12 protein-coding genes are annotated in these 12,456 nt (G+C 63.3%); 2 read left to right on the forward strand and 10 right to left on the reverse strand.

What is annotated here, in order from left to right:
* Positions 1-17 precede the first annotated feature (17 nt).
* Positions 18-1,259, forward strand: a complete 1,242-nt coding sequence (locus AWB75_RS03970; RefSeq protein WP_235011986.1) for a c-type cytochrome — start codon at positions 18-20, stop codon at positions 1,257-1,259.
* A gap of 1 nt (position 1,260) precedes the next feature.
* Here AWB75_RS03970 and AWB75_RS38020 read toward each other — a convergent pair whose 3' ends face one another.
* Genes AWB75_RS38020 through AWB75_RS03990 form a run of 5 tightly spaced genes read right to left on the reverse strand, consistent with a single transcriptional unit; the run spans position 1,261 to position 5,935 of the window.
* Positions 1,261-1,434 (reverse strand): hypothetical protein, encoded by a 174-nt coding sequence (locus AWB75_RS38020; RefSeq protein ID WP_200822920.1) that lies wholly within the window; start codon positions 1,432-1,434, stop codon positions 1,261-1,263.
* Between the two features lie 58 nt (positions 1,435-1,492).
* Entirely contained in the window at positions 1,493-1,993 is a 501-nt protein-coding gene (locus AWB75_RS03975) for a CinA family protein (RefSeq protein ID WP_061122782.1), read from the reverse strand.
* Between the two features lie 19 nt (positions 1,994-2,012).
* Positions 2,013-3,245 (reverse strand): phosphatidylserine decarboxylase family protein, encoded by a 1,233-nt coding sequence (locus AWB75_RS03980; RefSeq protein ID WP_061122783.1) that lies wholly within the window; start codon positions 3,243-3,245, stop codon positions 2,013-2,015.
* Between the two features lie 54 nt (positions 3,246-3,299).
* The gene (locus AWB75_RS03985) at positions 3,300-4,616 is read right to left on the reverse strand and encodes an MFS transporter (protein WP_061122784.1); all 1,317 of its coding nucleotides are present in this window, start codon (positions 4,614-4,616) and stop codon (positions 3,300-3,302) included.
* A gap of 44 nt (positions 4,617-4,660) precedes the next feature.
* A complete protein-coding gene (locus tag AWB75_RS03990) occupies positions 4,661-5,935 on the reverse strand; it encodes a glucarate dehydratase family protein (protein ID WP_061122785.1) in 1,275 nt (424 codons plus the stop codon).
* A 156-nt stretch (positions 5,936-6,091) separates the two neighbouring features.
* On the opposite strand from AWB75_RS03990, the gene AWB75_RS03995 reads away from it, so the two are divergent.
* Complete coding sequence (locus AWB75_RS03995) at positions 6,092-6,796, forward strand: GntR family transcriptional regulator (RefSeq protein WP_061122786.1); 705 nt, start codon at positions 6,092-6,094, stop codon at positions 6,794-6,796.
* A gap of 7 nt (positions 6,797-6,803) precedes the next feature.
* On the opposite strand, the gene AWB75_RS04000 is transcribed toward AWB75_RS03995, so the two are convergent.
* From AWB75_RS04000 to AWB75_RS04020, 5 genes are all read right to left on the reverse strand, one after another.
* A complete protein-coding gene (locus AWB75_RS04000) occupies positions 6,804-8,066 on the reverse strand; it encodes an aromatic ring-hydroxylating oxygenase subunit alpha (RefSeq protein ID WP_061122787.1) in 1,263 nt (420 codons plus the stop codon).
* Positions 8,067-8,184: 118 nt separating this feature from the next.
* Complete coding sequence (locus AWB75_RS04005) at positions 8,185-9,111, reverse strand: LysR substrate-binding domain-containing protein (protein ID WP_061122788.1); 927 nt, start codon at positions 9,109-9,111, stop codon at positions 8,185-8,187.
* A 7-nt stretch (positions 9,112-9,118) separates the two neighbouring features.
* Positions 9,119-10,120: a LysR family transcriptional regulator gene (locus AWB75_RS04010; RefSeq protein WP_061122789.1), complete on the reverse strand. Its 1,002-nt coding sequence runs from the start codon at positions 10,118-10,120 to the stop codon at positions 9,119-9,121.
* A 54-nt stretch (positions 10,121-10,174) separates the two neighbouring features.
* Entirely contained in the window at positions 10,175-10,945 is a 771-nt protein-coding gene (locus AWB75_RS04015) for a pyrroline-5-carboxylate reductase (RefSeq protein WP_061122790.1), read from the reverse strand.
* A 16-nt stretch (positions 10,946-10,961) separates the two neighbouring features.
* Entirely contained in the window at positions 10,962-12,455 is a 1,494-nt protein-coding gene (locus AWB75_RS04020) for an aldehyde dehydrogenase (RefSeq protein ID WP_061122791.1), read from the reverse strand.
* Position 12,456 lies beyond the last annotated feature (1 nt).

The following is a 12,456-nucleotide window of genomic DNA, read 5'->3' on the forward strand; positions in this document are numbered from 1 at the left end:
CACGCCTTCCCCGCCTCATGCTCGCGCTGCTCATACCGTCCGCGGTGATGGCGCAGCCGCCCGAGCTCATCGCGCGCGGGGCCTATCTCGCGAAAGCGGCGGACTGCGCGGGCTGCCATACCGCGCCGCGCAATGGCGCGCCCTATGCAGGCGGCCTTGAGATGACATCGCCGTTCGGCACCATCGTCAGCAGCAACATCACGCCGGACCGCGAGACCGGCATCGGCGCATACAGCTATGAGGATTTCGCGAAGGCGCTTCGCGAGGGCGTCAGGCGCGACGGCAAGGGGCTGTATCCCGCGATGCCGTATCCCGCCTTCGTGAAAATCACCGACGACGACATGCACGCGCTCTACGCCTACATGATGCACGGCGTGCCGGCCGTGAAGCATCGGCCGCCGGAAACGAAGGTGCCGTTTCCGTTCAATCAGCGCTGGGTTTTACCGCTCTGGCGCATGGCCTTCGCGCCGAAAGACCCGTTCACGCCGCAGCCCGGCCGCGACGCCCTGTGGAATCGCGGCGCGTACCTCGTGCAGTCGACGGGACATTGCGGGTCGTGCCATACGCCGCGCGGCATGGCCTATCAGGAGCGCGGCTACAACGAGTCATCGAAGACGTTTCTTGCTGGCGGCGTCAACGACAACTGGTTCGCGCCGAACCTGCGCGCGGACATGGGCTCGGGACTCGGCCGCATTTCCACCGACGATCTCGCCGCGTTTCTCAAGACAGGCCACGGCGCGGGGATCGTGGCCTATGGCAGCATGGTCCAGACCATCGAGGACAGCCTGCAATATCTGAGCGATGACGATGCGCGCGCGATCGCCGTCTATCTGAAGACGCTGCCCGCGACGGGCGCGGCCGACGGCGGGTTCGATCCCGAACTCACACGAAGCGGCCGCCTGAAGACGCGCGGCCCCGATGTGCCACCGGAGCAAGGCGCGGCGGTGTACGCGGGGTTCTGCGCGCAGTGCCACCGCGATGACGGCAAGGGCGTGCCGAAGGCGTTTCCCGCCCTCGCGGGCAACCCGTCGATCATCGGCGAGGACACGACTTCGCTGATCCGGCTCGTCGTCGAAGGCGGCAACAGTCCCGCGACGATCCACGGTCCCGCCCGTCAGCCGATGCCCGCCTTCGCCGGCCGTCTGACCGATCAGCAGATCGCGCAAGTGCTGACTTACGTGCGCGCGTCATGGGGCAACGACGCGCGCCCCATCACGGCGAACGACGTCGGGTCGCTGCGCAGCAAACTGCACAAATGAATCAGGGTGCTTCTCCGCCCGGCGCTTCGAGATCGGGCGTATCGCGCAATGGATTTTGATCCGGCTGGAAATCCGTGTTCTCGGGCAGCGTTTCCGGCGTGCGCGCAGGCGGCGTGCCGCGCGCGAGTTCTTCCTGCTGCGGATCGGCCTGGGGCGGCTTGTTCGTGTCGGGCATCACGGTTTCCTCCGATGGGTTCGCGCATCGGTATCAGCATTGCCCGTGCCGCGCAGGATCAACGCGTCGATCGCTGGTCGAAGTAATGCTCGACGCGCGACAACGCATACAACGCGGCGGCGCGCCGGACATCGTTGCGCTCGCCTTCGAATTTTTTCGTCTCGCTGAACGTGACGATGCCGCCATCGCGGGACCGGTACGCCCAAGCGAAACATTGCGTGCCGGCGGGCGGCCCGCCTTCGGGCGCGGCATCGGCGACGCCGGTGTTCGATACCGCCACATCCGCGCTACACGCTTCCTGTTGCAGCGCGCCCTCGGCCATTTCACGCGCGACGGGTTCGCTCGTCAAACCGTGCGCTTTCATGGTGTCCTCGTGCACGCCGAGAAAACCCGCCTTGCCCTCCGGCGAATACGTGACGAAGCCGACATCGAGACACGCCCCACTGCCCGGTACCGACGAAATCAGCGACGCGATGAACCCCGCCGTGCAGGATTCGGCCGTCGCGAGCTTGAGGCCGCGCGAACTGAGAAACGAAACGACTTGCCTGGGAATATCCATGTGCCTCTCCTTCCCTGCGCTAGCGTGCCGTGCAGAGGTGCGCGTTGACGTGCACGGGCGGAGCATCGTCTTCGAACGGCGGCTGACGCTCGAAACGTTCGATGACGCCGGGCCTGAAGATCAGACAGTACGTGGACCCGCCGTACTGAAAGTAGCCGAGCTCGTCGCCCTTGCGCACGCGCTGGCCTGGCAGCGCCTCGATCATGCACGACGACACTTCAGCCATGCCGACGAAGACGCACGCGACTTCGCCGATGGCCCGATCGTCGCAATCGATGACGATCACCGCGCGCGCGGCGACCGCGCTGATATAGCCTTGCGAATCGTTCAGGCTGCTCGGGTCTTCGCCTTCCGACTCGGCATCCGAGTAATACGTGCCGTCGACGAGATACGCCTTCGTGATTGTCCCGCTCACGGGCGCATGCCAGCGGTGATAGAAAAACGCGCTCAGATAGGCCTGATACACCGTCCCGCCGACGAATCGCCTTGCGAGTTGCGCTTCCTTCGCGGTGAACATCTCGAGCAGCGAATAGGGCTGCGACTTTATCCAGAACGAGTCCTGAAGCTGCACGTCGTCCTGGACGTTATACGGCGACGCCTCGCACGCGCTGACGATGATCTTGTCGTCGGCCGGCTGCGCGACCGGACGCGCATCCGGCTTGAATTCGCGCGTGAAGAAATGATTCCACGAAGCGAATCCCCAATAGGGCTTCTGCGGATCGCAGAGAAATTGATCGAGACCGATCTTCTCATCCGCTTTTTTGCTGAACCAGCCGTTCGGTAAATCGGTCGTCAGATAGGTGCGCGAATACGGTCCGCTCAAAAATCCGGACCACACGTTCAGCACTTTTTTCAGATGCGCATTGAACGCCGGGTCGCGAAACAGCGCGTAGCCCGATGGCATGACCATCGGCCAGTCGAGCAACGCGTTGATGGGGCAGTGAATCAGGCTCGATTCGCTGAAAGGCGGCGCGTAGGTCAGCATCGCATCGAGCAGGACGATGAACTCATCGATGCTCGCATAACCCAGCGTATGGCCGGCTTCGTGCGCCTGCCGGATCGCGCGCGCGAAGTCCATGCGCACGACAGGATCGTCGCGGATGAACGCCGCCATCTCCTCGACGACGCCGTTCATCTTCGCTACTTTCGCGCGCTGGCGCGCATGTTCCGCGAAGGTCTCGCGGAAGCGGGCGATTACATGTTCTTCACGCGGAAGCCACTCGCCGAGGCGGCGGCGCTCGTCTGTCGCCATGTCATCTCCGATCGGTACGCTGATCGAAGACGTTCAGCAGTTTGTATGCCTCCCTTACTTCTGCACGCCCGCCCGCAGCCCCGCCGCGCCGCGTCCTTCCTTCGGCGCCATGCGTGCGAGAAACACCACGCCGGCCGCCAGCACCGACATCGCCGCGAGCCCGGTCAGCCCGCCCGTGATCGAACCGGTCTTCTGCTCGAGAAAGCCGAAGGTCGCCGGCGCGACAAAGCCGCCGAGATTGCCGATCGAGTTGATGAGCGCGAGCACGGGCGCCGCGATGCGGGCATCGAGATAGCCTTGCGGAATCGGCCAGAACAGTGATGACGCCGCCTTGAAGCCGATCGCCGCAAAGCAGATCGCGATGAACGAGGACACCGGGCCGCCGAGCCCCGCCGCATACATGCCGCCCGCCGCGATCAGCAGCACGCACGCAACCCACGCCTGCTGGAACTTGAAGCGCGCCGCGAGCGCCGCGAAAAGATACATCGCGACGATGGAAATGAGCCACGGAATCGAGTTGAAGAGCCCGACCTGGAAGTCGTTCAGGTGCCCCATCTTGCGGATGATGCTAGGCAGCCAGAACGTCGCGCCGTAGATCGTCAGCGAGACCGAGAAATAGATCAGGCAGAAGATCAGGATTTGCGGATCGCGCAACAGACTCCACGACGACGGCTTCTTCACATGCGCGGCATCGCGGCGGCGCTGCTCGTCTTCGATTTCGCCGACGATCGCTTCCTGCTCGTCGCGCGTGAGCCACTTCGCATCGCGCGGTTTCGAGTCGAGCCAGAACCACACGAAACCCGCGAGCACGACCGACGCGAGACCTTCGATGATGAACATCCACTGCCAGCCGTGCAGGCCCGCGCCCTGGATCAGCATCAGCCCGCCCGAGATCGGGCCGGAGAACACCGACGCGAGCGCCGAGCCGCTCAGGAAGACGGCCATTGCCTTGCCGCGTTGATCGCGCGGCAGCCATTGCGTGAAATAGAACACGACGCCCGGGAAGAAGCCTGCTTCGGCTGCGCCGAGCAAAAGACGCATCGCGTAGAACGAGGTTTCGCCTTGCACGAACGCCATGCCCGTCGCGGCGAGTCCCCACGTGATCATGATGCGCGTGAGCCACGCCTTCGCGCCGAAGCGCTGCATCAGCATGTTCGACGGCACTTCGAACACCGCGTAGCTCACGAAGAAGAGCCCCGCGCCGAGCCCGTAGGCCGCGGCGCCGATGCCCAGATCGGCGCTCAGATGCTGACGCACGAAACCGATGTTCACCCGGTCGATGTAATTGACGATGAACATCACGACGAAAAGCGGCAGCACGTGCCACTTGATCTTGCGAACGGCGCTCGACAGCGCGCTGGAACTGCTCATGAGGTGTCTCCTGGATGGGCGCTGCGAACGCTTTTTTTTCGGAATCAGAAGCGCGGATTCTTGCCGTTGAACTCCGGCTGATACTTGCGCATCTGCGAGAGATCGTCGCGATTGCGCACGCCGCAGGTCCTGTACTGCTCGTGCAGTTCGGCGAGCTTCTCGCGATCGAGCTCGACACCCAGACCCGGCGTCGTCGGCACGCGAACGGAGCCGTTGTCGAACTTCACACGGCCGCCCTTGATGACTTCCTCTTCCTGCCACGGGTAGTGCGTGTCGCACGCGTACGTGAGGTTCGGGACGCTCGCCGCGACATGCGTCATCGCCATCAGGCTGATGCCCAGATGCGAGTTCGAATGCATCGACATGCCGAAGCCCCAAAGCTTCGCCATGCGCGCGAGCGTCTGCGTGGCGCGCAGACCGCCCCAGTAGTGATGATCCGAGAGCAGCACCTTGATCGAGCCCATGTTGCAGCCGCGGCGGAAGTCATCCATCGTCGTGATGACCATGTTGGTCGCGAGCGGCAGCTTCGTATGCTTCTGCAGCTCGGCCATGCCTTCGAGGCCGGGGCACGGATCTTCGTAGTATTCGAGGATTTCGTCGAGCTCGGGCGCGGCCTTGATGCTCGTTTCGAGCGTCCAGTTCGCATTGGGATCGAGACGCAGCGGCATGCCGGGGAACGCCTTCGAAAGCGCCTTCATGCACGCGATTTCATGCGCGGGCTCGAACACGCCGCCCTTCAGCTTGATGCTCTGAAAACCGTACAGGTCGATCATGCGCTGCGCCTGAGCGACGATCTGCTCCGGGCTGATGCCCTCGCCCCACGCATCCGGCGCGTACGGCTTGTCGATGTGCTCCGCGTACTTGAAGAACAGATACGCGCTGTACGGCACGGCGTCGCGGACCTTGCCGCCCAGCAGATCGACGACCGGCGCGCCGATGATCTGGCCTTGCAGATCGAGCATCGCCACTTCGAGCGTGCTGATGACCTTCGGCGCGTTCTTCGCCGCATGCGAACCGGGCGCCAGTTCGAACTCGACCGCGCCGGGCGTCGCCTTGATCGTCGCGCGCACGCGCTCTTCCATCTGGTTCAGGGCGAACGGCGACAGGCCGATCACGAGATCCTTCGCCTGATCGAGCACGCGCAGCATCGGCTCGTCGCCATACGTTTCCGAAATGCCGACGCGCCCGTCGCTCGTCTCCAGCTCGACGATCGCGCGCAGCGCCCACGGCTCGTGGATGCCCGCGGCGTTGAGCAACGGGCCGTCGCGAAAGGCGATCGGGGTGACTCGAACCTGCGTGATGGCGATATCGCGAGACATGTCGGCGTTCCGGAAATTAACAGGAGTGGCCGAATCGTAAAGCACTAATACATTAGTGCGTCAGTCGGGTTAACGCGGATTCGCGCCAGGCTTACCCATCGGGCGAGAGCGCGGCTATAGTACTAATGTTTCAGTCGCCCTCCGTTCGCGCTCAATATGAATAACGCCGCTTCTTCCGCCTCGGCTCATCGCCTCGACCGGTCCCGCCACGCCGCGCCGCAAGTGTTCGAGCGGCTGCGTGAAATGATTCTGTCGCTCGAACTGGAACCGGGCACGGTGCTGTCGCGCAGCGAACTCGCAACGCGCTACGGCCTGAGCCAGACGCCCGTGCGCGACGCGCTGATGAAGCTCGGCGAGGAAGGTCTCGTCGATATCTTTCCACAGCACGCCACTGTCGTGAGCCAGATCAGCGTGGCCTCGGCGATGCAGGCGCACTTTCTGCGCCGCTCGATTGAACTCGAAGTCGTGCGTACGCTGGCGCGGGAACACAAGGCGTCGCTGATAGCGCGATTGCGCGCGACGATCGCTGAACAAATGGAATGGCTCGATCCGGAAAACGTCGAACAGTTTTCAGCGCTCGATCAGGCGTTTCACCGGCAAATGTACGAGGCCGCGGGTGTGCCGCAATTGTGGGATCTGGTGCGCAGACTGAGTGGCCATATCGACCGGCTGCGGCGTCTGCATCTGCCGGTCGAGGGCAAGACGATGGCCGTCGTGCGCGATCACACCGAAATCGTCGATGCCATCGAAAAAGGCGATATCGAAGCCGCCGATGCCGCGTTGCGCAAGCATCTTTCCGGAACGCTGAGTCAGGTGGACGAGATTCGCACCCGCCACCCGACGTTCGTCACCGATCATTGAGCTACGTTCAGACGCCGTGCGCGCTCAGACGCGCGGCGTACCAGCGCGAAAACTGATCGACATAGCTTTCCGTGAACGGCGAAAACACGCCCGGCCGATAGGCCGGGTCCTGCGTGCCTTCGTGCGTGATTTGGACGAGATGCTTGTCCTGCGCGTTCGTCGCCATCCACACTTCCGTCAGATCCTTGATCTGGTAATCGACGCCTTCGACCGCGTCCGCATGCACGAGCCATTTCGAACGCACGAGCGTTTTGTCCGGCGCCAGCGGGATGATGTACGACACCACCGCGTGATCGCTCATCACGTGGGTCCACGAGTTATGCGTCCACAGATGCGTGTCGCCCAGATCGCGCCGCGTCAGATTGCCGAAGAGCTTTTCGCAGGCGACCTTCGTGCTGATCGTTTGCGATTCGCCGTGACCCGCGATCACGAGCTGCTGTGTGCGGAATTGCGTGACCGCGTCTTCTTCCAGCCATTCGACGGTAGCGCTCGTGAATCCGTCACGCTCCCAGCTCGCCTGACACGCTGCGTTCCGTTCTTTGTACACCTCGAAATCGCGTAGCGATTCCTCGCTGAGATTGTCGGTGCAAAAACCGAAATCTTCCGGCAGAAACGATGCGGTCAGTTCCGGATGCGTCGCTGCGCAGTGATAGCACTCGCGATTGTTCTCGATCACGAGCTTCCAGTTGCCTTGCTCGATGATCTCCGACTCGAACGCGATCCTGGTATTGGTCAGGTCGTAGGGTGCGAAGCGCGGCGCCATCGCGTCTTCGAGCCTGGAGATATCGGCGGGCGCTTCATCGGCGAGACAGACGAAAATATGCGTGCCGACCATGCGCGTATGCACCGGGATCAGGCTGCGGCACGTCGGATCGAAATCCTTGCCCATGTGCGACGCGTGGCGCAGGCTGCCGTCGAGATCGTAGGTCCACTGGTGATACGGGCACACCAGCATGCCCACCGTCGATTTACCCGCTTCTTTCAGCCGCGCGCCGCGATGCCGGCACACGTTGCGATACGTGCGGATGTTCTCATCGTCGTCACGAACGATGATGACCGAGGCGCGGCCGATGTCGACCGTCGATACGTCGCCCGGCTCCGGCACGTCCGAGGTCACGCCGACCAGAATCCAGTGCTTCTGGAAAAAGATTTCGACGTCCTTCTCGAACACGTCCTGCCGCCCGAAAAGCTCGCCCGGCATGCCATGACCGGGTTCGCGGCTGCGGATCAATTCGCCATGAGACTTGAATTGGATTTGCACTTCGGACATCGTCGTTCTCCAACGTTCACGGAAGCGGGACTTCGAATGGCCCCGGGATAACCGTGAGTATTGGATCACTGAAAAACAGCGTCAATGCGCTTTATTTTCGGCGTGGAGTTACTTTGGGTTATGCGTCCGCGCCTTCGCGCAGCCAATTGATCAGACCGTCGATGGCGGGCGTGATGGTACGGCCGTGCGGCACCACGACGAAGTACGATTCGGGCGGTTTGAACGACGCCACCGGCAGCCTGACGAGCTCGCCGCTCGCGAGCAGATCGTGCACGAGCCGGCCCCAGCCGAGCGCGATGCCCTGACCGAAGCGCGCGGCCTGAATCGCGTCGGTGTAGAGGCTGCAGCGCAGCGCGAAGTTCAGCCGCATCGGACGATGCCCGACCGCGTTGAACCACTCTTCCCAGCCCATCCAGCCTTCGATGGTCGAATCGGATTCGACCAGCACCGCGCTCGCGACGTCTTCGAGCGTTGCTGGCTCGGAACGCGTCTGAAGCAATGACGGCGAGCAGACCGGAAACACTTCCTCGTCGAAGAGCAGCATCGCCGTACCGTCCGGCCAGGTGCCGTTGCCAAAGCGCACGGCGACGTCGATTTCCTTGTGCCGCAAATCGGCCGTGAACATCTGCGTGGACAGGCGCAATTGCAGATCGGGATGCGCCGCCTTCAGCGACGCGAGGCGCGGCAGCAGACGAAAATGCGAAAACGCGGAGGTCGCCGCGAGCACGAGTTCCTGCTGCACGGGGCCGCGTGCGAGGCGGTCGAACACGCTCGCGATCTTCTGCATCGATTCGGCGACGACGCGGTACAGCGCCTCGCCTTCATCGGTCAGTTCGATTGCGCGATGCAACCGGCGAAAGAGCCGCTGGCCGAGCGTCTCTTCGAGGAACCTGACCTGCCGGCTCACGGCGGCCTGCGTGACACCCAATTCGTGCGCCGCGAGCGTGAAACTGCCGAGCCGCGCGACCGCTTCGAACTCGACGAGCGCCGTCACCGAAGGAATCAGCCGCCGGTATCCCTTCGTTTTTTCGATTGCCGTTTTCATGCTGCGCTCACGCGACGGCCTTCGCTTCGGCCGCCGGCCATCCCTGCATCATCGTGGCGATCTCTTCGTCGAGCCATTGGCGAAACTGCAGATATTCCGGGCGCGATTTCGCATTGCGATGCGTGATGATGTAGTGATGACGGTCGTGGAACACGAGCGCGTCGTCGACGGGACGGACCAGTTTTTTCTGCTCGACCTGACGATGCACGAGATGATGCCAGCCGAGCAAGGTGCCTTCGCCCGCCTCGGCCTGCGCGACCAGCAGCCGATAGTCGTTGCTTTCCAGATCGTCGTGCTGATCGAGGCGCTCGGAACCGTCGCCTTGCTGATACCAGTTCTTCCACACGCGCCAGTCGACGTGCTCGCACACTTGCGCGCGCCCGAGCAGCGAAAGACTCAACGTGGGATGCGCGAGCAGATCGAGCGGCTTCAGCGTGCGGCCATGAAAGTAGCGTTCATGAAACGGAACGCTGCATACCGGATAAACGATGTCGTGAAACAGCGGCTCGACTTCGTATTCCTGCTCACGCGGCGGATTCTTCGTGATGATGACATCGGGCTCCATGAGATCGTCGAGCTCCATGAAGTGCTCGGTCACCATCACATGCAGGCGGATGTTCGGAAAGCGCTGGCGGAATGCGGGCAATCTGAACGACAGCCACAGCGCCGAAAACGTATGGGAGATGCAAAGCGTGAGCGCGTGACGATCGACGCGCCTGACTGCCTGCGCCGCCTCCGCGATATTCATGATCGACAGATACGACGCGTTGTAGAGAATGCGGCCCGCGTCCGTCAGCGCGATATGCCGGCCGGTGCGCTCGAAGAGCGCGACTTCGAGCGTGTCTTCGAGCTCCTTGATCTGCCGGCTCACCGCCGCCTGCGTGACGCACAGCACTTCGGCGGCCTGCGTGAAGCTTTCATATCGCGCTGCGGTGACGAAGCACCGAAGCGCCCGCAGCGAGGGCATCTGGGCGAGAAGCCTGTCCGCGAACTGCTGTTTCTTCTGCATGTGAATCACCTTCAGGGCTGGCGATTTATCAATCGTTCCAGGTGTTTTGCCCGCTCATCCGCGCCCTTGGACGCGGCGCATGATCCTGTCGAGCGCCTCCGCGTAATGCGCGAACGTGCCCCGCTCCGATAACTCGCGCCAAAGCTGCTCGTTGAGGCCGCCGGGTGTGCTCGCGTGTCCGATCATCGCCGAGAAAGGCGCGTCGCCCTGCGTCGTTTCGTGAGCGAGACCCACATGATAGCCCGCCAAAAACGAACGGGCCGACGCATACGGCAGCCCTTGCGCGACGAGCCACGACGCCTGTTCCTCCAGCAGCGCGAAGAAGCTCGCCATCGTTGCAGTGACGGCGGAAAGCGCGTCGAACTGATGTTCGTCGTCGACTTCGACCGCTTCGCCGAGCGGAGAAAATAGCGCAGCCGCGATCTCGTCATGTGGACAGATCGCCGTGCTGCCCTTGCCCACCGCGACCGCCGGCAGCGGCACCGCGCGCACCACCTTGGCCGAGCGGCGCACGAGTTCGCGAATCTGATCGAGCGACATGCCCGCGATGAAACTGATGACGTGATGCCGCGCCTCGAACGCCAAACTGCTCAGCACGTCGGGCGCGATCTGCGGCACGACCGCGAGACACACGACGTCCGATGCATCGAGCACGCCCTGATTGCTCTCGCAAACCTCGACGCGCGAATCCATCTTGGCCAGTTGAGCCGCGATGTCCGCATTGCGCGGCGACAAAACAATGCGTTCGAAAGGAACGCCGAAACGGATCATGCCGGTCACGATCGCCCGAGTGATCGTGCCGGCGCCGATGAAGCCAATGTGCATAGCGCCTCGCCTGCAATCATTCGAGCTTCAGCCAGGTCGTCTTCAGCTCGCAGTATTGGTCGTGCGCGTAGACCGATTTGTCGCGTCCGCCGAAGCCGGACTGCCCGAAGCCGCCGAAGGGCGTCGAAAGATCGCCTTCGCCGAAGCAGTTCACGGTCACGGTGCCCGCACGGATGCGCGCCGCGACTTTGTGCGCCTGGTTCACGTTATCGGTCCACAGCGATGCCGCGAGTCCGTAGCACGTATCGTTCGCGATGCGCACGGCCTCGTCGACGTCAGCATATTCGATAACGCACACGACCGGGCCGAAGACCTCGTCGCGCGCGATGCTCATCTCGTGCGTGACGTTGTCGAAGATGGTCGGCTCGACGAACCAGCCGCCCGTTTCCTTCAGTGTCGCATTGCCGCCGCAGACGACGCGCGCGCCTTCGGCCCTCGCCTTCTCGATGTGACTCAGCACCTTTTCGTAATGCTTTTCCTCGATGAGCGAGCCGAGCTTGACCTCGGGATCGAGTGGATCGCCGGTTCGCCAGCCTTCGAGCACGGCCTGCATCTTTTGCAGCAATTCGGCCTTCTGGCTCGTATGAACGAGGATGCGCGAGCCCGCGCTGCAGTTCTCGCCCATGTTCCAGAACGCGGCGGCGACGGCCTGCTCCGCGACGGCGTCGAGGTTCGCGACATCGGGCAACACGACCTGCGGATTCTTGCCGCCGCATTCGAGCACGACGCGCTTCAGGTTCGTATCGGCGGAATAGCGCAGGAAGCGCTTGCCGGTTTCGGTCGAGCCGGTGAACGCGATGAGATCGACATCCGCATGCACGCCGAGCGCCTGGCCCGCGCTTTCGCCGAAGCCCGTGACGACGCTGAGCACGCCCGGCGGCACGCCCGCTTCGTGCGCGAGATCGGCGATGCGCAGCGTCGACAGCGAGGTCTGTTCCGCCGGCTTCACGATCACGCTGTTGCCCACGGACAGCGCCGGCCCGATCTTCCATGCGAGCATCAGCGCCGGAAAATTCCACGGCAGCACCGCGCCGACGACGCCGATCGGCTCGCGCGTGATCATCGACACGACGCTCGCGCCCGATGGCGACAGCGCGTCGTAACGCTTGTCGGTGACTTCCGCGTGCCAGCGGATGCACGCCGCCGATTCGGGGATATCGAGGCCCATACATTCGCTGATCGGCTTGCCCGCTTCGAGCGCTTCGAGCAGCGCGAGCTCTTCCGCGTTGTCGTCGATGAGTTGCGCGAGGCGTTGCAGCACCGCTTTGCGATGCGACGGCGCGGCCTTCGACCACACGCCGGATTCGAACGCGTCGCGCGCCGCGATAACCGCGCGGTCGATGTCCTTCGCGTCGCACTTCGCGACTTCGGCGAGCACCTTGCCCGTGGACGGATTCAGCGTGGCGAAGGTTTCATTCGATGCCGCATTGCAGCGTTGTCCCGCGATGAAGGCCCGTCCATCGAGCGCCAGGTCTTGTGCCTTGCGCTGCCATTCCTTAAGCGTCGTCATG

Origin of the sequence: Caballeronia catudaia, assembly GCF_001544755.2 — a bacterium.
GTDB classification, from domain to species: domain Bacteria; phylum Pseudomonadota; class Gammaproteobacteria; order Burkholderiales; family Burkholderiaceae; genus Caballeronia; species Caballeronia catudaia.

Excerpts from the sequence above, each read along its gene's own strand:
- AWB75_RS03970 (WP_235011986.1), top strand. The coding sequence starts at position 18 with ATGCTCGCGCTGCTCATACCGTCCGCGGTGATGGCGCAGCCGCCCGAG.
- AWB75_RS38020 (WP_200822920.1), bottom strand. The coding sequence starts at position 1,434 with ATGCCCGACACGAACAAGCCGCCCCAGGCCGATCCGCAGCAGGAAGAA.
- AWB75_RS03975 (WP_061122782.1), bottom strand. The coding sequence starts at position 1,993 with ATGGATATTCCCAGGCAAGTCGTTTCGTTTCTCAGTTCGCGCGGCCTC.
- AWB75_RS03980 (WP_061122783.1), bottom strand. The coding sequence starts at position 3,245 with ATGGCGACAGACGAGCGCCGCCGCCTCGGCGAGTGGCTTCCGCGTGAA.
- AWB75_RS03985 (WP_061122784.1), bottom strand. The coding sequence starts at position 4,616 with ATGAGCAGTTCCAGCGCGCTGTCGAGCGCCGTTCGCAAGATCAAGTGG.
- AWB75_RS03990 (WP_061122785.1), bottom strand. The coding sequence starts at position 5,935 with ATGTCTCGCGATATCGCCATCACGCAGGTTCGAGTCACCCCGATCGCC.
- AWB75_RS03995 (WP_061122786.1), top strand. The coding sequence starts at position 6,092 with ATGAATAACGCCGCTTCTTCCGCCTCGGCTCATCGCCTCGACCGGTCC.
- AWB75_RS04000 (WP_061122787.1), bottom strand. The coding sequence starts at position 8,066 with ATGTCCGAAGTGCAAATCCAATTCAAGTCTCATGGCGAATTGATCCGC.
- AWB75_RS04005 (WP_061122788.1), bottom strand. The coding sequence starts at position 9,111 with ATGAAAACGGCAATCGAAAAAACGAAGGGATACCGGCGGCTGATTCCT.
- AWB75_RS04010 (WP_061122789.1), bottom strand. The coding sequence starts at position 10,120 with ATGCAGAAGAAACAGCAGTTCGCGGACAGGCTTCTCGCCCAGATGCCC.
- AWB75_RS04015 (WP_061122790.1), bottom strand. The coding sequence starts at position 10,945 with ATGCACATTGGCTTCATCGGCGCCGGCACGATCACTCGGGCGATCGTG.
- AWB75_RS04020 (WP_061122791.1), bottom strand. The coding sequence starts at position 12,455 with ATGACGACGCTTAAGGAATGGCAGCGCAAGGCACAAGACCTGGCGCTC.